Here is a 19241-nt window from a genome sequence, read left to right on the forward strand (position 1 = left end):
CTTCCCATACGAACTAGGCAATGATGAGCGCGTGTTCGCTTGCCTCGTAAGCGCTGTGCGCGTGTTCCATCTGGTCAGCCATAGCTTCGCTCATAGCCGTCACCAAGGCAGACACGCCATCAATCTTTTCACCGCTCTTATTCTTATCCGGCTTCACATTCCCCGCCGGGTCAGTAGTCACCGCGAGATTATCCATACACCAATCCATCACCGGATTACAATGCGCCAGCCCACTTTTACCCTTCAGGCCGGCTAAGCACAAGCGCTGTACCTGCTTCAACGGGCTTGACAATGTCAAATACCCCTGACGTACCTTCACCATACTGATACCGTCAGCCATCAAATCATTCACCAGCTGAGACGAATTGTAAGGATCATAACCAAGAGTACGTATATCGAATTTTTCCGCGTCCTGTTTAATAGCAGCACGGATAAAATCATAGTCCTGCACATTGCCTGGCGTAGTCTGCAAATATCCTTGTTCATGCCATACCGATGCAGTGCCTGCGGTCCGCTGATCCAAAGCCTCAAGATTATCTTCAGGTGTCCAGAAACGCCAAATAGCCTTATAATCGTCCTTCTCCACAGGAAACAGCCAACATAAAGCTGACAAATCAGACACTGAAGCCAAATCTAAACCACCGAAACACGGTTTACCGGCAAGCGACGCTTCAGTAAACTCATGCTGGTTCGCATTCCACGCACGCTGACTGATAAACTTCGTTGTCTGCTTCGTCCTCACATTCAAATTCAGCCGGAGGAAACGGGCAAGCTGCAGAGGGCTATCTTTTGCTGCCTGGGCTTCAGCCATCATAAACTCTTTCGTCGGACTAACCCCATACCCGGGATTCGCCCGACGCCACGTCTCCTCCTTAAAAGGATCCGCAGACTTCGGAGCAGCAAAAATCACCGCATACTCATTCGCATTCGTGTAAATACCCTTACACAGCTTCTCCATACGGTCCCGCTTCTTCGAATACGGACTGTTACGCCTCCCATCATCAGCAGTCGTAATCGTCAACCCCAACGGTTGAGACCGTGCGCCCGTACCAGACTCCAAAGCATCAATCACACTCAGATCCTTGTGCACGTGCATCTCATCAACAATATACCCGTTCGGGTTCGTCCCCTGAAGCAGATCGCCAACAGACGCGACAGCCTTGAAAAAGGATTGGTCTACCGGGCGGACAATCTCTTTCTTCATCGCCTGAATACCAGCAGCCTTAAAATCCGGGCTATTATCCGCAACCAGCTGAGCAGGACGATACGCCAACAGCGCCTGATCCTTAGACCCGGCCGCCGCTAAAACCTGCGCACCATACTCACCATCAGCGAAAGCCAAATCCAACGCAAGACCAGCACACAGCGTCGTCTTACCATTCTTGCGCGGAACCTCAACCCACACCTTGCGAATAATACGCACGATACTGCCATCGTCAGCCGACGGGTGCACCCAGCCAAATACCGGAGCAATCACATAAGCTACCTGCCACGCATCAGGACGCATAGGCCGGCCAGCCCACTTACCCTGAGTGTGCCGCAAATGCTTCAACGTATTAATCACACTATCCACACGCGACGGATCAAAAAAAGCGCCAGGCGCATCACGCGGCTCAGCAGTCCTCCACAACGGTTTCTGCCACTTCTCCAACACATAACCACGCTCCCGTAAATACCATTTCACCTCAGGAGACAGTGGCGCAGCATACGGCCGGTCAGTGGAGCGCGAACGGGTTATCTTCCTCTTCTTGGCTACCACGCTCATCACCTCGCATACGGCTACGAGCAGCAAAAGACAAACCCAACTGCTTCGCATACTCCAAAAACGCTGAAGAATTATCCTTCAAAATCTGAGCCTTCGGACTCTTCGCCTCCTGGCCGCCATGCCGCTTATCCTCCACCACGACACCCTGCTCAATAAGCTCATTCGACACACGGCGAGCCAAACTAAAATGCCGCAAAGCCATCTCCACCGTCATACTATCCGCCTCAGAAAGCAAACCCGCCTCAGCAAGCACCGGGACAATCTCGTCCCACAATTCAGACACCTCAATAGGTAGGCCGGTAGGTTTGTCTGGCTGCTGAGGGGCAACCATGGCCGCTGCTGAAGATCTGTCAACCTGATTCTCACCCACAGGGGCAAGCTTCAAAGGACCACGAGCACCCATTTTTATACGCCTCCCTGTATCTCTCCAAAAAACCTAAAACTTAGGCTGACGTCTTCAGAGCTGACCATGCCGCTGTTTTTGGCGGGGTTTTTTGAAATTTTTACTCCCCTGCCTCGTTATTTTTTTAGTGTGGTTGGTTGTTTTTGTGTTTGTGTTGTTGTTGTCGTTGTTTGTTTTCTTTTTTTGTTTTTTGTTGGTGGCATTTTGTGCAGAGCCATTGGCCGTTGTTGGGGTCGTAGTATGCTCCGCCGTCTGCGATTGGTGTGATGTGGTCTGCTTGGCCGTGTGGTGTGTATTGTCCGCAGTGTTGGCAGGTGTTGTTGGCGTTGGTGCGGACGGTGTTGCGCCATTTTTTTTCTTGGTTGCGGTTGAGGTTTTTTGTGTGGGGGGAGGGGGTTTGCCAGGGGGGTGGTTGGTGTTGGGGGCAGTGGCCGTGGTGGGTGGCTAGTTTTCCGCATTGGGGGGTGGTGCATCTGGTTGGTGGCATGTATGGCATGATGTTTTCTTAGAGGGGGGGGGTGGTGCCCGCAAGCAGGGAAACAGGGCTTATTGAAAGGAAAGTTAAAGATAAGCGTGTGTGTTTGTGTGTTCCTGTCTGCGAGCACGTAGGGGGAGAGTTGTGTTTTGTTGGCTAATATGAAAAAACATCTTGCGGATTGCGTGCAAGATGTTTGTTCTCTGTTTTCAATTTTCTTCCAACTCTATCACTGTAGGTGTTGTGTGGGGTTTTGTCAAGTTGGGGTGGGGGCGAGCAGGGGGACAGTATGGGACAGATGGGACAGATGGGACAGTATGGGACAGTCTATACTGTCCCGTTGGTTTGCCTTTATTTTTCAGGGGTTGAGAGGGTGTAGGTAGGGTTGTGGGACAGTCTCATGTTGTACCCCCTATAAAAACATTTTTATTTTTTTCTTACTATATACTGTCCCATCTGTCCCATAGGGGGTTTATAGGGGTGTTAAGGGTCGGAATTTCAACGTTTTTTTATGGGACAGTATAGACTGTCCCATACTGTCCCATCTGTCCCATAATCTTTCTTGTTTGTGATGGAAATGTGTTTAGAGTGTGATGAGAGTGTGAAGATGGGTAGTACAAAAATAGTTGTGAAGTTTTTGTGAAGAAACTGTGTTTGAAGTATATTGTGATGAGAATGTGAAGAATACTGCTTGTATTTGCATGATGGGGTCAGGCTCCCCAGTCTTCGTATTCTGATTCTTCTTTCTTGTTCGTGTCTGTGTTTGCGGCGAGGGTCATGTCGGTGGACAGGTCTTCCGGTGTTCGGCTGGTAAGCTTGTTTATCTGCTGTTCGTGCTCCTGCTCAGCATCAAGACTGTCAGCTGTGTGTAGAATACGATTGAACGTTTTTATAGGATCAGCATGAATCGCTATGCAGATTGCGAAAAATTCGCTTAATCTTACCGGTGCGCGACGTTTTGTTATAATATCTCGCATTCTTGAATATGCGACTTTGCCATCGGTGAGTTTCTCAATTTGGCGTAGTGATATATGTTTTTGCTCAAGTAATTCTTGAATTACTTGAGATGTCACGATATCTACATTTGTCCATTCGTACTTTTTATTTACCATAGTTTGCATTTTACCTTATTGAACTTTATTGTGCCACTTGGCAACACGCCGTGGAATTTGATTTAGTTGAGGTCAAGTGCAATCATAGTATTCATGATGTCAAGCGACCTCAACAAGATTGGTAAGGCTATTGAAACTCTTCGAGTAAGAGCATTTCTTCGCGATATTGACATTAGTGACATCGCGAAGAAAGTTAAGCAGGATCGACATACGGTTAGTAAAAAGTTAAAGAAAACGGATATGTCTTTGTCTGATTTTTGCGCATATTCGCGTGCTGTCGGAGATGATCCAATTCGGCTTTTATCTGACGTATTTGAATAGGAAAGGAAAAGCAAAGTGAATATGCAGACCGCATTGAGCAAAACAATCGAAATAGAACTTGAAAAGCTTGGAGAAACAAAACTTGACTTAGCCCACCATCTGGGCTGGCCATGGTACATACTTCAATCCCGTTTCAATGGATCCCATAACTGGGATACCGGCCAAATCGAAGAAATCGCTGATTTTCTCAAAATGTCCTGGTATCAGCTGTGTGAACTGGCCGCGCTCCGTATCTCGAAGGCAGAGAAATAAATAGGTCGGTGTGTGGCTGGCTGGGTTTAGTTAGAAGACTTGCCGCCAGCCACACACCAGGCAGTGAAAGGAAAAATTATCATGCCCACCACAACACTACCAACACAAATAGAAATACAACCCATGCAACCACTCGCCGTGTCCAAAGCTGAAGCAGCCCGCCTATTGGGCATGAGCCCGCACACTATTGACCAGCTGATCATACGCGGCCGGTTGAGAGCTAAACGTGTTGCCCGGCGCGGCACCTACCACATCAGCGTCCAAAGTATCCACGAGTTTTTAGGAGACAAATAATGGCACGAAAAATTATCTACCGCGTCAGTGCAGTAAGCCTGGTCCTGTTCATGCTCACCAGCATGTTGGGTCAGGTTGACATGGTCCGCCGATTCCAACAGTACGCAGACTGGTTTACGGTCCTGTGTACGATGCTCATGCTCATACTCACTCTCCTGAGTCTGCCTGTCGGCTGGCTGCTCTGGCATGACGGCGATAGGGAAGGAGAGTAGCAGTGGCTTTCGTTGGATACCTGCTTATCGTCCTCCTAGGGCTTGGCCTGGTTGTTATTTTCGGCCTGTTCATCACGCTTCTCATCGTAGCTACATGTGAGGCTGTCAAAAACTATAAACGCCAGACAGCGGGCAGGAGGCAGGAGGCTGACAGTGATACCACGATTTTCTAGGAGTTTGGCGCGGCATAGGAAGCTGAAACTTTTGGCTGGCTGCCAGTGTGATTGGTGTCGGAACAATAAGCTTGATCGGGCCCGTCGCCCCTGCCCATGGTGTGGTAGGACAGCCTGCCCCGCCGCTTGTGAGCACTGGCTGGACTGCCATGATGAAATCATAGCCCGCCGTGAAAAAGAGAAAGCCCGAAAACGCAGGCATCGGCATACTGTATCCCCTGTTCGCCTGATGGACGCTGCACAGATCGATAACAATATTTTCACAAATTTTGACAATGCAATCAACCACTAATGAAAGGAATAAGATTATGAGGATTGCAACACCAAAAGATATACGGGACATTACGTTCCATCATAAACGTAACCCGTTTACTGGGAAAATCATGTATGACGGTGATCAGGTAGACGATTTCCTCGACTACGTGGAAGCGTCACTGCGTGCTCTGGAGATCCCGGTTGCTGAATACGTGGCTGCTAAAAGGAAGGCGGTAGCATGATGCCTGAAAACCATTCATATAATGATATGAAAAAATATTACGCTGACGATCTGAAACTGCCGTACGCAGCGTTCAAACAGAAATGGCGTATCGGACGTGATTATTATAGTTACGATATTCGCGAGTCTGATGATACCAGCATCAGCCGTTTGGATTACATCAGTTACCTGATAGACAAGCGTGCCGAACTGGCTGAGCGGTACATGGAAGGCTCCTGCTGATGTCAAGCCGGATTTACATGCTTAGCGTGCCTGGCGAGCCGGTCCCTAAAGGCAGGCCGAGAGTCTATAACGGGCATGGAATAACCCCCAAACGCACGATGGAAGCCGAGAACAATATTCGCCGCAGGTGGATAAGCCAGTTTCCCGGTATGCAGCCGTTGACTGGTGATATCCATATCAGTATTGATTTTTACATGCCCGACAGGCATGTGAAAGATTGGGATAATCTGGCGAAATTGGTTACGGACGCGCTTAATGGTATTGCGTATGCTGATGACCGGCAGATCGTCACCGCTATCGTCACTAAATGGCTGCCCAGTCTGCTTGTGCCTGGCAGGAATAACCGGCCGCGCAGACGTAAAACAGGCGACCCGCGGACCACCTGTGAAGGTGACCCGTATGACCCGCATACGCTGATACGTCTCTACCAGATACGTGACCTAAACGAGGAACACCTTATTTTCTAAACAAAACATGAGTTTTCGAATAAATCAACTAGTGAAAGGAAAAATATTATGGTAAAACGAACTCCTGAGTTTGTCGTGCAGACGCTTATTGATGATGAGCCGATGCGCGATGATTTCGCTGAACTGGTCCCTAAAGCGTCGAAGATCCTCGATGCTGCAGCACTGTTCATCAGCGCAGTAGGAAAGAAACAGTCTGACGAGAAGACCGCAATTTATGGTCTTGGCGCAGAAATATGTAATGATGCGGTGGGAATTGCCCAGCAGATAGTGAAAGAAGCTGCAGCAATAAACCAGCTATTTAGAGCACCGAACATGTCCAATAACAGTTTGGAAGCTGGCAGGCAGCAGAAGATGACTGTGGAACTGTCCGCTTCGGACGGTGAGCAGACAGTGTCTACCGGTCAAATGAGTGAAGATGACCTGATCGACGCATTTAACAGTGCTTCAGTAGCAGGAGGTAGCAATGGTAGATAAGAATACTCGTCTGGTTGAGCTGGCTAAAGAGATAGCTGTGCTCCAGCTGGAGATCAAAAGCCGGCAGGATCGGTGCACCATACTGAAAGACGAAGTAAAAACCTTGTTTGCGCCTGGCGTGTACGAGGCTGGTGATCTGAAAGTGACTGTCCGCCAGCCGGCCGGACGGTTGGACGAAACCAAGTTCAAAGAAGCCTACCCGGCTGCACAGTATGCTGCCCTGTACCGTATCGTCCCGAACAGTACGGCAATTAAAAAGGCTATTGCTCCGGACGATTTGAAGAAGTTCCAGAAGTTCGGGGAAAGCTCGGTGACAGTCTCATGATAAGCCCAACGGATACTGCTGATGTGCAGGCAGTTATCGCCAGCCAAATGCAAGACAACACGCAGAACAGTACACAACAGGCACAGAAGACTGCAGGACAGTCTGAACCCCTGCTGTGGGACGAAATCCATGCAATTATCAACCAGCATATGATGAGCAGTCCACGGAGTTTGCAGAAGGCTCCCGGTCCCAGTGAGCTCGGCACCAGTTGTGTGCACTGTTTGGCTGCCCGCCTGGCAGGTTGGACGAAACAGGCTAACCCCGCATGGCTACCCTACATCGGTACCTCAGTACACGCCCAGTTGGAAAAACTATTCACCAGCCTTTCCAACATAGACAAATATCACATGGATTACATGATTACCGACCAAGGAAAAGCTACTCCTCGGTTCGTAACTGAATACCGTGTGCATGTAGGCCGTCTACAGGGCTCCATGGGTGGGTACGACGTTAACGGGAGTATCGACCTGGTGGATTACAAGACGCATGCAACCTGTGATTGGAAAATAACCGGATCGAACACTATTACCAGCGTGAAAGCCGAAGGGGCCAGCCAACAGTACAAAGTGCAAGCTTCCCTTTATGGGATAGGGCTTGAGAATGAGAATGTAGAGGTCGTTAAATCGTGCATCTACTTCCTTCCCCGCAACAGTCAAACCCTGGACTCCGCGTATCCGGTTGAATATGCGTATGACCGTGACCTGGGCATGTGGGCTCTCCAACGAGCCCAACTGTTGGTCACCTTCCTGGACATGATCGAACGCGAAGCGGGTGTTCAGATGCGCGACCAGTGGATCAGCAGCCTCCCCAGGGACCGTGACCACTGCTTCAACTGCAACATTTACAAAGACAGTGGCCTGGCCGAAGAATTCACCGACAGCGAGATAAAACTCCCTGCTAAGTATAAGAAGCTGGCCGCGCTTATCGAACCAACCTATAAACCAACCAAATAACCATATGAAAGGAATCTATTATGTTCGCTCAGAACACTAACAACTATAATAATTACAACAATACTGGGTATGTCCAGCAGTCACAGAACGTGCCTGAAGTGAAACTCGACAGTCTCGACAGTCTCATGAACGGTGGCGGGGCTAAAGCGTTTTTCAACGCGGACAGTCAGCCGGGTGCTACAGTGACCGGCGAGGTAGTGAGTACTGAGGTGACTCAGGTGACTGATTTCCAGTCAAAACAGCCGGCTTTCTGGCCGTCCGGACAGCCCAAACAGCAGATCCATATTGTTCTGCAGACAAGCCTGCCGCCGGAAGATGAGGACGATGATGGGCGCCGCTCACTGTGGATTAAAGGCTGGGGCGTACAGGTGAAAGCTCTGCGTGATGCCTGCCATAAGGCCGGTGTGAAATCACCGTCCAAAGGGGATATTATGACTGCGAAATTTGCGGGTTTGGGGCAGCGCGGTAACGCACCACAGGCTCCCAAACTGTATGAATATGCGATCCAGCCGGCCCAGCAGGCTGGAGTAGATACAATGCTGTCCGGACAGCCGGTCTCTCAGGCTCAGAATACGCCTGTACAGCCTGTTCAGCAGGCGCAGACGGTCACAGTGCAGTCTCAGCCTCCAGTACAAGCACAGGCCTCTCAGCAGCCCGCACAGCAGGCACCTGTACAGCAGTCGCAGCCGGTTCAGCCTAACCCGTGGAAACAGAATCTTCCCGTACAGCAGATCCAGCAGCTTGCCCAGCTCGGCAAAACAAACGAAGAAATAGCTGGTTTCCTGAATATAAGCGTGCAGGACGTTGCCAACGTTGTTGGTGACTGGTCTGCCAGCCCAACATTCGATTAAACAAATGTTGGGCATAACTGAAAAATAAGTGAAAATACAGGGCGTGCTGAGGCATCGAGAACATAACCTTAGAATCCTTCTATTATGCTCTCAAACTTCAGATAACAGGCAAAACAAAGCCCTCAGCACGCCCACCAAAAAACTTGAGTAAGAACATGCATAAAACTTTTTAACAGACGGTGGGTTATGAACGATATGGATACGCTCCTGGCAGGAGAGCCGGTAGGGGAAACATACAGGCATCAATGCTCAATTATCCCCGACGGCCCTAATCACGTGCAGCACGTGCTCAACGGCATGCGTATCACCACATTCGAGAACCAGCATGCCTTCTACGATCGTCGAGGCCAGAGTATCCAGATCCCCCGTGGGGAAAAGGGTAAACCCTATTTTGACGACGGGTATGCCAAAGCATTATGGGATTTTAGAAACGATAGCCTCGTACTCGGCGAAGACGATGAAACACTGTTCGTCCGGGACTTGGACATGTCCGGACAAAACCTAACCTTAGATTCCTGGCATGCGATAAGCAGCCTGGAAACAGAATACCATATTAAAAAAGCGAACGCCTACCAGCCATGGAACACACAACTGAAAGTAGAGGCAAGGAAGCTACCATTACGTGTAAAACATGGTATCAAATTTTTAGATAGGGCATTCTACCGGGAAAACGGGGTAGTAGTCTGCAGCAAAGATCCAGAAATACTTGCCCAACCGTTTGAACTGTCAATCCCCGTCAAATATGATAAACAGCTGGCAGTAGATGCAACTAACTATTTGCGTGACGTGACTGTAGATGAGCATTCCGCAGAAAATTTGGGTCGGATTTTTGCCACACCACTGCTCGAACCTTACAAACATTTGACATATATCATGTATGGTGATGGTGGTAACGGTAAGGGTATTCTGTTGAATGCTATCCACCGGTCTTTCACAGATCTGGCTGTGTCCGTGGATTCGCAGAAACTTTTAGGCGGCCGTCGAGGGGCCGGCGGATTCAGTTCTGACCAGGAAGCGTTGAAACTGATATCCGCTTTATGGGCGTTCGATGAGGACGCGGATATTATCAGTCTGGAGCAGATGACCCTGTTGAAGAAGATTTCTACAGGTGATACGCTTGTCGCCCGCCGTATCCAGGAAAACGCGGTAACAGTCAAACCCCACGCAACCTTCATTATCGCGACTAACAATCCGGTAGTGACAACAATGACAGTAGCGTCTTCACGCCGTTTCGTGTATGTGCGTATGCGGGATAACCGGCAGGCAGAAGAATTCACAAGCCTCCTGGATTTCATACGAGAGTATAATGTTTACCCGTTTATTATGAGCAGCTGCATACTATGGCAGAAAAGAGGCGATGAACCGTATCGTGATATTGCTATAGGCAGTATTGATGATTTGAGCGAGGCTGAGCAGTGGCTGGTAGATCAGATTTGTGATAAAGGGTATGCGATTAGCGCCCAGAATCCTTTCAAAAGCTCGCACGCTGAGCATATTAACAGTGTCATCAAATTAGGATTACAAACATCGCGCAAATATATTGATGATGCACGTACTCGTATTTTGACGGTGAAGGACGAGCTGAGGTTCAGCCCCTACCGTCAAGCATGGCAAAAAGACCAAGACAAAATCAGCCAAGAAACACAACCAGTAGACATACCCCAACCCATACAGTCTGACAGCCTACCCAGTTTACAGCAGATAGGTTTTGACTGTGATTACGTGCCCGCAGAAAAGGATAAAACGGCTTATAACTGGCAGAAGCATGTCACCGACCCGACCGTAGACACTACACAACGGCCGGACAGTGAAGTTTATGGCGTGGTCCCCAAACCTGGTTTCATGGTCCTGGACATGGACACTGCTAAAAACAGTGAGGACCAGTCCGGCTGGCAAGCATTACAGGAAACAGTTGGACAATACGGGTCCACCCACTTCCCCCGCACGTATCTCGTGCAAACCCCATCAGGGGGTGTGCACGCCTACTATCGGATACCCGCGCACTTGCAGGGTAAACTGTTGAACCGGGTGAAAGCCGGCGGAATACCTGTAGATCTGCGTGTAGAAGGCAAAGGATACGTGATAGGCGCGGGCTCGCACACTGATGCAGGCGAATACCAGATAGTAGACCTGCCCGACAAGACTATCCCTATACTGTCTGACTCATTGTGTGCGTGGCTTGTCCAATCCGGCTGCGTCAAAGGTTTGGACACCCGGAAAAGCCCGGTTATTGCTATCCCACAAACACCCACCACGGGGAGTACACCTATAGAACGCTTGTTGAACAGTCCGGACCCGGAAGGCTCCTACCAGCCGGATCTCACCCCAATCCCTGAAGGAGAACGCAACAATACTCTCCACGACTGGCTGTACGGGCGCCTGTCCAACCACCCGGAAAACCTAACTCAAATCGTCCAGGATTTCTACACAAGAGGCATTAATAGTGGACTGCTGGAAAAAGAGCTGACCAGTATCCTGCGTAGTGTCGTCCGTAGCCTGCATATCACGATCCCTGGCAGAGGGGGCAGATAATGGCACGCAAGAAAAAGCCTACTGTCCCCCTGTGGGTTGTGAAAGTCTGCAGAATGAAAGGAAACCGTATGTCTTACAGGTATTGCGGTTGTGGGCAGCCAATCCTCGAACAGGCAGACACAATAATAGAAGCGTATGATATCCCCCTACTGCATGGAGCAGACCAGTTGCTTGTCGCGGTTATTCTCCAGGTGATGCTCACCCGTATTAGGGTGAACCCGTTCAGCATGCTGACATTACACGCAGAACCACGATTAGATCCAGGAGAATATTTCCTGCAGGCACACCGGTGCTTTCACCAGCCCATAGGTACGGCAGAATTACCTATCCCGCGTAAACCCGCCGGGAGCATGTGGAAGAAACCTGTTCTCACCGATAGTGAGTTTTCCCAATTCACCCAAAAATGGCAGGAAGGAGAGTGATACACATAAATAAAAGCAATCCTCTTATAAAAATATGAGAAAAACTAGTGAAAGGAAAAATATTATGAAAGCAGTATTAGATGATGCTGCAGTACAGGACGTTATACGCTTCCTGTGTGAAGGAATACCTCCTCACGGCATGGTAGATGCCAGTATACAGATTAGCCCTACAGCATTTGATTCAAGCAGCAGCTTAATAGTATTCAACATTGCCACATTTGTTAATAGAAATAGAGCTGAGGAGCTTATTAATAAGTGGAAAACTGAATATGATGCAGGAAAAGAAGAATAGGAGATAAACTATGAAAACTTTAGACACCAGTAAACTTAACTACTGTGATCCGGAATATGACCAGTTCTACAAGCAATTACATGAGCTTATCGACCCTGAAATATCAGCATGGAGTACCCTGAATGGGGTTGACTGTGAGTTTGGTAATAATACTAATCCGGCTCATATCATGTTCATCGCACAAATAGACGTGGATACTAAGCTGATGCAGGACCTTTTTGATAAATGGGCAGCTAAACTTACTGAAGGAAAGGAGTAGAGGTAATATGCGGAAACATATATCACACTACGATAGAAATTCTTGCAGCTTCTTAGAAGTTAAGGCAGACACTAGTAAAGCCATCATCACTGAAAGTGTTACCGGCGCTGACCTATCGGAGCCGAGGTATATTCTCGAGAAGGACCGGTAATGAGTAATAAGATTTTTACGGTTATGCATGAGGAGTATGAGCCTCACCCGCAAATCAGCTACATCTTAACTTCTGAAAGAGGCGCGACGCTGCTTAAAATAACACAATATGTTAATGCCGGCGATTTCCACGATTATGAGAAAACAGCTATATCAATAGATTGGGAAACCGCTAAATGGCTGCGAAAACAGTTAAAAAAAGCCCTTAAAGCTATCCCTCCGGAGGTACTAAATGAGTACGAGTAAACATTTTGTCCCTATTCTAGCTACTAGACGTGAATCACATTTAAGCGTGTGCGTAAGCTTAGATCACTTGGATAAAGCTTATATAGAGTACACGGAAATAGGGCCCCGCAATGGGATAAAACATAATTATGTTGATCTAGACTATGATTCGGCCGTCTGGCTGCATTGTAAGCTTGGTAAAATGTTGGAAGCAGGAGCATCGGAAGGTGTAGACAATGAGTAGCGTATTTCAAACCTGCCCATACTGCAGAAAAGCCTATAAAACAGGTGACCATTGCCCGTACTGTCTGGCAAGCACGGTAAAAGCCCTATCCGTAATCCGGGAGGACTACCATATCCTCACATACATTATTAGCATTAACAACAGTACATACACGCCCACAGGGCCACACACCAGCAAAAACAGTACAGTATCCAATCCTCTCGTGCGCATGGATATCATGGACCTAGTAAAAGAGATAAAAGATACCGTGTACGAGTTCGCGCACATGGTAGGCATTAAGCCCGCCGGAGGCGTAAAACAGACCTGTAGTATGCTCCTGGCATCAGACCTGTTATCGGATAACCCTATGACAGCCGCGTATAGTGGGCTCCTGTCCCGTCTGGCCCGGGAATGCCAGGAAAAACTTTCCACCCCGCAAGGCCAAGCATACAATTGCCTTAACCCAGCATGCAGGGGGACAGTAAGACTGTTATCCGGACAGAAAGAAGGGAAATGCCCCAAATGCGGCAGTACCTGGACTCGTACAGTGTTAGAAAAAACCAGGAATGATAGTATCCTGCACAGTGAGAAACGGCTTAACGCTACAGACCTGTCTAAACTACTGTCTGAATGGGGTTTTAGAGTGACAGCCAGTACAATACGCAGCTGGGCACATGAGGGCAGGATAAGCCCGGCCACAAAACAAGGATACAAGGTGAGTGAGGTTTATCTGTTGAAGACTTCCCGGTAGCCGGATCCTGGTAATAAAGAATTATCCCCCGCATCTGTAGATGTGGGGGATAATTGTATACGAAAGGAAGAAATTTACTGTGGTTCTACTAGGGTTATCGTATTGTTTTCTGTGTTCTGGTGGTCGTCGAGCCAGTGTCCAGCCTGGATAAACATGACCAGGCATACGATAGCGCCGATAATACCCAGGCCGCCCAGGAAAGCAAGACTGTCTTCAGTCCCGTGGTAGAAAGTACCACAGATAACAAACAGTATGAAACAGGCTATCATGGTGGGAAGCGTGTATTTACGTGTTTTTTCTGCCTGCTCACGGTTTTTAATCCATTTCGCCCTCTGCTTCCTGGGCGGTATCGGGTATTGGCCTTGCGGGGCGATTGGAGGTGTTTGCGGGGCTCTTGCCGGCTGTCTGGTCTTGTTCAGATCTTCGGTGAAAGACAATCCTGGGGCCACATGGGTAGTGATTTTGCCTTTACTGTTGAAAGTGACTGGCCCTATTTTCTTACTGACTGATGTTATGCCTTTTTTACCGATATTGACTCGGAGCCCGGCTATTTTAATAGTTTTATGGTATCTGCTTTTCATCTTACAACTGTCCTTTCACTCTCATTCTGCCACTATGCAATGATAAACTGTTCCGACTCGTCCAGATACTGGTTTTCAACAGTGTCTGCTGCAGAGTTTCACATTTGCATCTGTCTATAAGGGGAAATATCCTGAAATGCTTACCTCACACATGTGAAGGAGGACAAGGTGAGCACACAATTACCAGACCTTTACCGTATGGCAGAACAGCAGCACATCACTATTATTGACCTACCCTTACCAGGCACGACAAGCGGGCTATACGATGAGAAAACTCGTACCATAATTCTCTCTACCGGTTTGAATAGCCGGCAAAAACGGTGCACTCTCGCTCACGAGCTCAACCATGCTACACATCATGATACTGGCAGGGACCCTAAAACGGAGCATAGAGCCTGTAAACAGACAGCCATACAGCTCATCGACCCGCTGGACTATATAACAGCCGAAAACATGTACGAAGGTAATCTTTTCGCAATGGCTGCATATCTAGATGTGACACAACAAGTCCTCAATGACTACAGGCAGATTATCATAGATACTGTCTGGAATCATTCATAAAAGGAACACTTATGATCACCAGTACAACCTACAAGAGAAATGAGGATACTACTATGCCTGTCACACAGTCTGCACCTGCAGAAGATCCACAGCAGTCTACAAAGCATACCATGCCACGTCATCATGTGAATATTAAATTTGTTATCCTAACAATACTTATGTGGGTTTTTATCCTTGCGGGAGTATTTTTCAGTCTTGTCACTATAGTGGGCTTGATAAAGATGATTCAGCATTTTGATGGAATCGGGTTAGGGGCATTTCTTGTTTCTGCTGCTATCACAGGCTTGTTCATGTTTGCAGCCATCAGATGCAAGCAGGAAATCAATAAATCGAAAATGCGAGGATCAGGTGAGTAGCTGGGAGAGTACGGTAACCTGCTTGTCAGCAGGTAGGGCTGCTATAACCTGCTCCTGCCTATCAGCCGGCAAGGCTTTCAGTAACCTTATTAATGGATCTACCTCACTGTCATTGTTTTCTGGTTCTTTTACAGTTTTTTGAGGCTTTTTGTGTTCACTGGCTATCAGATTATCCAAGTTCTGCATCACTCTATGTTGATGTGATTGGGATTGTTTTTGATATTTTGATGCTACATCGATGCTGGCGTGTCCGGCTTGTGCCATAACCTCACCCACGGTAGCTCCGGCTTCTACCATGCGTGTTAACGCGGTTTTCCTCAAGTCGTGAAACCACATATTTTCCATTCCTGCACGTGTTTTGGCTTTATTCCACGCGTTTTTCAATGATTGCGGGGCCAGCAGGCTTCCATGGGGGTTGGTAAACAGTTGTGCATCTGGCTCTGGGTTGACAAACCTGCTTAAATGTGCCTCTAAAAGGCCTGTTAAGGCCTCAGGAAATACCGCAATACGCTTACTTGTAGAAGTCTTAGGGGTAGACAGTTCAACATGTCTATGGCCGTTCCTGTACACTTCAACCATATTATAGTTTATCTGGATAATGTGTGTATTCAAATCAATATCCTGCCTCTGCAACGCACACACTTCACCGATACGCAAACCAACCAGCCCAGCAATATACACAGTAAGCTGCAAAGACTCCGGCAATCCCGCAGCCAGCTTATCTAAATCACTTATCTCAGCAATAACCGCATGATGCTTCGTCCCCGGTTTCTGCAGCTTTAAATGGCACGGGTTTTGAGGGATTACTGTGTCTCCTTGTGCGTCTATCGGGCTGGTAGCTGCCGTCTCCATGATTGCGTGCAGGATAGTATACGCCCTATATCGGGCGTGGATACCCCTGCCGTCCGCTGTAACAGGCTGCGCATCATACCAGTCCTGGACGTCACGAGGTGTGATATCGGTTAAAGGCATGCGCCCAAAATAGGGAGACAAGTGGCAGCGTATCGTGGTTAAATGCTTGTTTCTGCTGCTTTCTTTGATTCGGCTCCCATCAGCTTTATGCCTGTTTTCTACCCAGTCAGGCCAGTAAGTATCAAATGTGATATGTTTAACCTTATTACGTGCCTTCCTTTGCGTGGGCGGCTGCCATGAGCCGGCAAGGATCTGGAAATGGGCAGTATCTAACCAATTTTCTGCCTGCCTCTTTCCTTCTGCAGTGTAAGGGAAAATTTTACGGATACGCTTTTGAACAGCCATATACTCATCAGGAGTGGGGTAGCTTGCACGCCAATAAATTAATCCCGCAGTGGTGTGCTTCTCTATACTACCGAACTTACGCCGCGTCATAATACTCCTTTTAAAATGTCCCCCAAAATAGCGAGGCTTATTTTTGGGTGTCTTTTTGGGGGTTATATCCAGCCTTATTCAGCTCGATTCTGCTGGATTCATATTATAAGAGCGTAGGGGGAGAAGCCTTATGTAAGGGGGCTTATTCTAAGGGTTTTTGGCATAAAATAAGCCCTCACAGCAGATGTACTGTGAGGGCTGGGGCGGACAGGGTGGGATTCGAACCCACGGAACTTTCGTTCGACGGTTTTCAAGACCGTTTCCTTCGACCGCTCGGACACCTGTCCTCTGTTTTCATGTGCATCAGGAGGCTCTTTCGTCCATTCCCGATGCACAGGCTTTAATAATACTGCACGTATTGGTCAGAAAATAGGCGCAACACGCTGGAGGCCTGAAACCGTTTATGACTCCCATGCCGTCGGTTCAATAGCTTCTTTTCCGCCCATATATGGCCGTAGGGCTTCAGGGATCTCGACAGAGCCGTCTTTCTGCTGATGGTTCTCCAGGATAGCTACCAGCCAGCGTGTTGTTGCCAGCGTCCCATTCAGCGTGGCAACGGCACGGGTGCCGCCTTCTTCCATACGCTCGCGGATATTCAGGCGGCGTGCCTGGTATTCGGTGCAGTTTGATGTGCTGGTAAGCTCACGGTAGCGTCCCTGTGTCGGCACCCATGCCTCACAGTCGAACTTCCTGGCAGCAGAGGCTCCCAGATCGCCCGCAGCCGTGTCGATGATGCGGTACGGGACCTCTACTTTCGCCAGCATCTCCTGTTCCATCTCCAGCAGATGCTGGTGCTCAGCACGGGAATCTTCCTGCCTGCAGTATACGAACATCTCTACTTTGTTGAACTGGTGTACGCGGATAATGCCCATTGTGTCTTTGCCTGCCGACCCTGCTTCGCGGCGGTAGCAGCTTGACCAGCCGGCATACCGCAGCGGGCCATTGCTCAGATCAAGGATCTCATCTTCATGCATCCCGGCGAGTGCAACTTCCGATGTGCCTACAAGATACTGGTCATCAGGTTCCCGCAGCCTGTATATCTCATCGGCATGCGAGTTCAGGAAGCCTGTGCCGGCCATGATCTCCGGGCGCACGAGGGTAGGGGCAGTCGCCATGATGAAACCGTGCTTTTCCGCCTGATCGATGCCCATAGTCAGCATGGCGAGCTCAAGCCGAGCTATAACCCCGCGCAGGAAGTAGAAACGCGACCCGGAAACTTTCACTCCGCGTTTCATATCTATCCCGGCAACACCTTCACCAAGCTCCAGATGGTTTTTCGGCTCAAAGCCTTCTGCCTTGAAATCACGCAGATCCCCAACCTTTTTAACGACTATATAATCATCTTCCCCGCCTTCAGGGGCTTCCGGCTCAACTATATTGGACAGTTTCCACATAGCTGCAGTGTATTCTTCCGTTGCCTTATCCGCAGCTTCTTTATATTCTGAGACTTTTCCGGCAAGCTCTTTAGTCCTGGCAATAATGGCAGGCCGTTCTTCGGCGGATGCAGCAGCTACCGTTTTGCCGATGCGTTTCTGTTCGGCACGGGTATTTTCATAATCAGACAGGGAATCGCGCCGGATCTTATCGTACCGGAGCACGTCATCGACCAGCTCCACGGACTCCCCGCGCTTGCGCTGGGATTCCTTTACCACGTCAGGGTTTTCACGGACAAATTGAATATCAAGCATGGTTTAAAGGATAGCCGTTATTGCAGACGTGAAGCCGATGTAAAGCGGACGGGGAGGGGGGGGAGTGCGGTTCCGGCTGCTGTTGTGCAGAAGTAGGCTGCATTGAGAAGTTTCGAAACAGAACTCTATCCTTTAAATTGGCGGTATCTGTACGTGCTAGAATATCCCCGATGGTCCGTTACTGTGCGACGCAGATTATCAAATAAGCACAATGGCAATGGGGAAAGGGCGGTGCGGGACTATGTATAACGCTAAAAATAAAACATTACTGATCAGCGGCAGTACAATGGATTACATAACATTCGGGAAGGGGAGCAGATGGCTTGTGCTGATTGCCGGTTTAAGTTTGCAGGGTATCAAAGGCAAGGCGCAGCAGATGTCGTATTTTTATCGGCAATTTGGGAAAGAATATAAAGTGCTGCTGTTTGAGCGCAAAGAAAAATTGCCGGATAACTATACTATCAGACAAATGGCTCAGGATATTTATCAGGCGTTATGCCAGTTAGGTGTCCGTAAGGCAGATATAGTCGGGGTTTCACAGGGCGGTATGATTGCACAGGTTTTAACTGTTGAGCGTCCTGAGATGGTCAGCAGGCTGGTTTTAGCGGTAACTTTAGGCAGGAATACTGAGACCAGCAAAAGTACGATGGACAAATGGATCAGGTTGGCGGAACGCAATGCTTTGTATCCGCTGGCTTACGATTCTTTGGACAGAGCTTACTCCGAACGTTATGTGCGCCGCTATAAAATATGGCTGAAGATATTAGCCGGCCTGATGAGCATGCTTAGCCGCAATGCTGATCTTCCGCGTTTTATTATCCAGGCTAAGGCTATTGAAAACTTTAACTGCACTGATAAGCTGCGTCAGATCACATGCCCTGTTTTAGTTATTGGTGCCGCAGGGGATAAAGTGCTGGGAGTCAGCGGTGCCAGGGCATTGAAAGAAGGGATTGCTGATGCTGAGTATTATGAGTACAAGGATCTCGGCCATGCCGCCTATATAGAAGCAAAAGATTTCAATTACAGGATTTTGGAGTTTTAAAAAAGTAAATCCTGTGC

General features: G+C 48.6%; 26 protein-coding genes and 1 tRNA gene. 19 read left to right on the top strand and 8 right to left on the bottom strand.

Annotated elements, in window-relative coordinates:
* Positions 1-13: 13 nt before the first annotated feature.
* From ABKA16_RS01730 to ABKA16_RS01745, 4 genes are all read right to left on the bottom strand, one after another.
* Positions 14-1759: a terminase large subunit gene (locus tag ABKA16_RS01730; RefSeq protein ID WP_380999438.1), complete on the bottom strand. Its 1746-nt coding sequence runs from the start codon at positions 1757-1759 to the stop codon at positions 14-16.
* Positions 1716-2168, bottom strand: a complete 453-nt coding sequence (locus ABKA16_RS01735) for a P27 family phage terminase small subunit (RefSeq protein WP_298592570.1) — start codon at positions 2166-2168, stop codon at positions 1716-1718. Before ABKA16_RS01735 ends, ABKA16_RS01730 begins: the two co-directional genes overlap by 44 nt.
* A 124-nt stretch (positions 2169-2292) precedes the next feature.
* On the bottom strand, positions 2293-2664 hold the full coding sequence (locus ABKA16_RS01740; RefSeq protein WP_434156693.1) for an HNH endonuclease: 372 nt from the start codon (positions 2662-2664) through the stop codon (positions 2293-2295).
* Positions 2665-3353: 689 nt separating this feature from the next.
* A complete protein-coding gene (locus ABKA16_RS01745) occupies positions 3354-3755 on the bottom strand; it encodes a hypothetical protein (protein ID WP_380999436.1) in 402 nt (133 codons plus the stop codon).
* 336 nt (positions 3756-4091) lie between these two features.
* On the opposite strand from ABKA16_RS01745, the gene ABKA16_RS01750 reads away from it, so the two are divergent.
* From ABKA16_RS01750 to ABKA16_RS01825, 16 genes are all read left to right on the top strand, one after another.
* Positions 4092-4328, top strand: a complete 237-nt coding sequence (locus tag ABKA16_RS01750) for a hypothetical protein (RefSeq protein ID WP_380999435.1) — start codon at positions 4092-4094, stop codon at positions 4326-4328.
* 123 nt (positions 4329-4451) lie between these two features.
* Positions 4452-4622: a helix-turn-helix domain-containing protein gene (locus ABKA16_RS01755; RefSeq protein ID WP_434156723.1), complete on the top strand. Its 171-nt coding sequence runs from the start codon at positions 4452-4454 to the stop codon at positions 4620-4622.
* Entirely contained in the window at positions 4622-4834 is a 213-nt protein-coding gene (locus ABKA16_RS01760; protein WP_380999434.1) for a hypothetical protein, read from the top strand. Before ABKA16_RS01755 ends, ABKA16_RS01760 begins: the two co-directional genes overlap by 1 nt.
* Positions 4835-4836: 2 nt before the next feature.
* Positions 4837-5007 (top strand): hypothetical protein, encoded by a 171-nt coding sequence (locus tag ABKA16_RS01765; RefSeq protein WP_380999432.1) that lies wholly within the window; start codon positions 4837-4839, stop codon positions 5005-5007.
* Between the two features lie 308 nt (positions 5008-5315).
* Positions 5316-5504, top strand: coding sequence for a hypothetical protein (locus ABKA16_RS01770; protein WP_380999430.1), 189 nt, complete (start codon positions 5316-5318; stop codon positions 5502-5504).
* Positions 5501-5725: a hypothetical protein gene (locus ABKA16_RS01775; protein ID WP_380999429.1), complete on the top strand. Its 225-nt coding sequence runs from the start codon at positions 5501-5503 to the stop codon at positions 5723-5725. Before ABKA16_RS01770 ends, ABKA16_RS01775 begins: the two co-directional genes overlap by 4 nt.
* Positions 5725-6192, top strand: coding sequence for a RusA family crossover junction endodeoxyribonuclease (locus ABKA16_RS01780; RefSeq protein WP_380999427.1), 468 nt, complete (start codon positions 5725-5727; stop codon positions 6190-6192). Before ABKA16_RS01775 ends, ABKA16_RS01780 begins: the two co-directional genes overlap by 1 nt.
* Before the next feature lie 48 nt (positions 6193-6240).
* Positions 6241-6666 carry a hypothetical protein gene (locus ABKA16_RS01785; RefSeq protein WP_380999426.1) on the top strand — a complete coding sequence of 142 codons (426 nt, stop codon included), beginning with the start codon at positions 6241-6243 and terminating at the stop codon, positions 6664-6666.
* Positions 6656-6991, top strand: coding sequence for a hypothetical protein (locus ABKA16_RS01790; RefSeq protein ID WP_380999424.1), 336 nt, complete (start codon positions 6656-6658; stop codon positions 6989-6991). Before ABKA16_RS01785 ends, ABKA16_RS01790 begins: the two co-directional genes overlap by 11 nt.
* Entirely contained in the window at positions 6988-7944 is a 957-nt protein-coding gene (locus ABKA16_RS01795) for a hypothetical protein (protein ID WP_434156695.1), read from the top strand. Before ABKA16_RS01790 ends, ABKA16_RS01795 begins: the two co-directional genes overlap by 4 nt.
* A 20-nt stretch (positions 7945-7964) precedes the next feature.
* Positions 7965-8795 (top strand): hypothetical protein, encoded by an 831-nt coding sequence (locus ABKA16_RS01800; RefSeq protein WP_380999421.1) that lies wholly within the window; start codon positions 7965-7967, stop codon positions 8793-8795.
* 186 nt (positions 8796-8981) lie between these two features.
* Positions 8982-11327, top strand: coding sequence for a bifunctional DNA primase/polymerase (locus ABKA16_RS01805; RefSeq protein WP_380999419.1), 2346 nt, complete (start codon positions 8982-8984; stop codon positions 11325-11327).
* Positions 11327-11749 carry a hypothetical protein gene (locus ABKA16_RS01810; protein WP_380999418.1) on the top strand — a complete coding sequence of 141 codons (423 nt, stop codon included), beginning with the start codon at positions 11327-11329 and terminating at the stop codon, positions 11747-11749. The genes ABKA16_RS01805 and ABKA16_RS01810 overlap by 1 nt, the downstream gene beginning before the upstream one ends.
* A gap of 34 nt (positions 11750-11783) precedes the next feature.
* Complete coding sequence (locus ABKA16_RS01815) at positions 11784-12041, top strand: hypothetical protein (protein WP_380999416.1); 258 nt, start codon at positions 11784-11786, stop codon at positions 12039-12041.
* 10 nt (positions 12042-12051) lie between these two features.
* On the top strand, positions 12052-12300 hold the full coding sequence (locus tag ABKA16_RS01820; protein WP_380999415.1) for a hypothetical protein: 249 nt from the start codon (positions 12052-12054) through the stop codon (positions 12298-12300).
* 150 nt (positions 12301-12450) lie between these two features.
* Positions 12451-12696 carry a hypothetical protein gene (locus ABKA16_RS01825; protein WP_380999413.1) on the top strand — a complete coding sequence of 82 codons (246 nt, stop codon included), beginning with the start codon at positions 12451-12453 and terminating at the stop codon, positions 12694-12696.
* Between the two features lie 1027 nt (positions 12697-13723).
* Here the strand turns inward: ABKA16_RS01825 and ABKA16_RS01830 are convergent.
* Entirely contained in the window at positions 13724-14230 is a 507-nt protein-coding gene (locus tag ABKA16_RS01830) for a DUF4236 domain-containing protein (protein WP_380999412.1), read from the bottom strand.
* A 198-nt stretch (positions 14231-14428) separates the two neighbouring features.
* Here ABKA16_RS01830 and ABKA16_RS01835 point away from each other — a divergent pair, with 198 nt between their 5' ends.
* Together ABKA16_RS01835 and ABKA16_RS01840 are read left to right on the top strand one after the other, a co-directional pair.
* Positions 14429-14791 carry an ImmA/IrrE family metallo-endopeptidase gene (locus ABKA16_RS01835; RefSeq protein ID WP_434156696.1) on the top strand — a complete coding sequence of 121 codons (363 nt, stop codon included), beginning with the start codon at positions 14429-14431 and terminating at the stop codon, positions 14789-14791.
* A gap of 11 nt (positions 14792-14802) precedes the next feature.
* Positions 14803-15147: a hypothetical protein gene (locus ABKA16_RS01840; protein WP_380999409.1), complete on the top strand. Its 345-nt coding sequence runs from the start codon at positions 14803-14805 to the stop codon at positions 15145-15147.
* Here ABKA16_RS01840 and ABKA16_RS01845 read toward each other — a convergent pair.
* The 3 genes from ABKA16_RS01845 to serS all read right to left on the bottom strand — a co-directional run bounded on the left by ABKA16_RS01845 (position 15136) and on the right by serS (position 18182).
* A complete protein-coding gene (locus ABKA16_RS01845) occupies positions 15136-16494 on the bottom strand; it encodes a tyrosine-type recombinase/integrase (RefSeq protein WP_380999407.1) in 1359 nt (452 codons plus the stop codon). The two genes, ABKA16_RS01840 and ABKA16_RS01845, sit on opposite strands and share 12 nt — an antisense overlap.
* A gap of 204 nt (positions 16495-16698) precedes the next feature.
* Positions 16699-16781 (bottom strand) — tRNA-Ser (locus ABKA16_RS01850).
* 114 nt (positions 16782-16895) lie between these two features.
* Positions 16896-18182 carry a serine--tRNA ligase gene (gene serS, locus ABKA16_RS01855; protein ID WP_380999405.1) on the bottom strand — a complete coding sequence of 429 codons (1287 nt, stop codon included), beginning with the start codon at positions 18180-18182 and terminating at the stop codon, positions 16896-16898.
* Positions 18183-18393: 211 nt separating this feature from the next.
* Between serS and ABKA16_RS01860 the strand changes: the two genes are divergently transcribed.
* Positions 18394-19224: an alpha/beta fold hydrolase gene (locus tag ABKA16_RS01860; protein WP_434156697.1), complete on the top strand. Its 831-nt coding sequence runs from the start codon at positions 18394-18396 to the stop codon at positions 19222-19224.
* Positions 19225-19241: the final 17 nt, after the last annotated feature.

Source organism: Scardovia wiggsiae (assembly GCF_051045985.1).
Lineage (GTDB): Bacteria > Actinomycetota > Actinomycetes > Actinomycetales > Bifidobacteriaceae > Scardovia > Scardovia wiggsiae.

Excerpts from the sequence above, each read along its gene's own strand:
- ABKA16_RS01735 (WP_298592570.1), bottom strand. The coding sequence starts at position 2,168 with ATGGGTGCTCGTGGTCCTTTGAAGCTTGCCCCTGTGGGTGAGAATCAG.
- ABKA16_RS01740 (WP_434156693.1), bottom strand. The coding sequence starts at position 2,664 with ATGCCATACATGCCACCAACCAGATGCACCACCCCCCAATGCGGAAAA.
- ABKA16_RS01745 (WP_380999436.1), bottom strand. The coding sequence starts at position 3,755 with ATGGTAAATAAAAAGTACGAATGGACAAATGTAGATATCGTGACATCT.
- ABKA16_RS01755 (WP_434156723.1), top strand. The coding sequence starts at position 4,452 with ATGCAACCACTCGCCGTGTCCAAAGCTGAAGCAGCCCGCCTATTGGGC.
- ABKA16_RS01760 (WP_380999434.1), top strand. The coding sequence starts at position 4,622 with ATGGCACGAAAAATTATCTACCGCGTCAGTGCAGTAAGCCTGGTCCTG.
- ABKA16_RS01770 (WP_380999430.1), top strand. The coding sequence starts at position 5,316 with ATGAGGATTGCAACACCAAAAGATATACGGGACATTACGTTCCATCAT.
- ABKA16_RS01775 (WP_380999429.1), top strand. The coding sequence starts at position 5,501 with ATGATGCCTGAAAACCATTCATATAATGATATGAAAAAATATTACGCT.
- ABKA16_RS01780 (WP_380999427.1), top strand. The coding sequence starts at position 5,725 with ATGTCAAGCCGGATTTACATGCTTAGCGTGCCTGGCGAGCCGGTCCCT.
- ABKA16_RS01785 (WP_380999426.1), top strand. The coding sequence starts at position 6,241 with ATGGTAAAACGAACTCCTGAGTTTGTCGTGCAGACGCTTATTGATGAT.
- ABKA16_RS01790 (WP_380999424.1), top strand. The coding sequence starts at position 6,656 with ATGGTAGATAAGAATACTCGTCTGGTTGAGCTGGCTAAAGAGATAGCT.
- ABKA16_RS01795 (WP_434156695.1), top strand. The coding sequence starts at position 6,988 with ATGATAAGCCCAACGGATACTGCTGATGTGCAGGCAGTTATCGCCAGC.
- ABKA16_RS01800 (WP_380999421.1), top strand. The coding sequence starts at position 7,965 with ATGTTCGCTCAGAACACTAACAACTATAATAATTACAACAATACTGGG.
- ABKA16_RS01805 (WP_380999419.1), top strand. The coding sequence starts at position 8,982 with ATGAACGATATGGATACGCTCCTGGCAGGAGAGCCGGTAGGGGAAACA.
- ABKA16_RS01810 (WP_380999418.1), top strand. The coding sequence starts at position 11,327 with ATGGCACGCAAGAAAAAGCCTACTGTCCCCCTGTGGGTTGTGAAAGTC.
- ABKA16_RS01815 (WP_380999416.1), top strand. The coding sequence starts at position 11,784 with ATGAGAAAAACTAGTGAAAGGAAAAATATTATGAAAGCAGTATTAGAT.
- ABKA16_RS01820 (WP_380999415.1), top strand. The coding sequence starts at position 12,052 with ATGAAAACTTTAGACACCAGTAAACTTAACTACTGTGATCCGGAATAT.
- ABKA16_RS01825 (WP_380999413.1), top strand. The coding sequence starts at position 12,451 with ATGAGTAATAAGATTTTTACGGTTATGCATGAGGAGTATGAGCCTCAC.
- ABKA16_RS01830 (WP_380999412.1), bottom strand. The coding sequence starts at position 14,230 with ATGAAAAGCAGATACCATAAAACTATTAAAATAGCCGGGCTCCGAGTC.
- ABKA16_RS01835 (WP_434156696.1), top strand. The coding sequence starts at position 14,429 with ATGGCAGAACAGCAGCACATCACTATTATTGACCTACCCTTACCAGGC.
- ABKA16_RS01840 (WP_380999409.1), top strand. The coding sequence starts at position 14,803 with ATGATCACCAGTACAACCTACAAGAGAAATGAGGATACTACTATGCCT.
- ABKA16_RS01845 (WP_380999407.1), bottom strand. The coding sequence starts at position 16,494 with ATGACGCGGCGTAAGTTCGGTAGTATAGAGAAGCACACCACTGCGGGA.
- serS (WP_380999405.1), bottom strand. The coding sequence starts at position 18,182 with ATGCTTGATATTCAATTTGTCCGTGAAAACCCTGACGTGGTAAAGGAA.
- ABKA16_RS01860 (WP_434156697.1), top strand. The coding sequence starts at position 18,394 with ATGGCAATGGGGAAAGGGCGGTGCGGGACTATGTATAACGCTAAAAAT.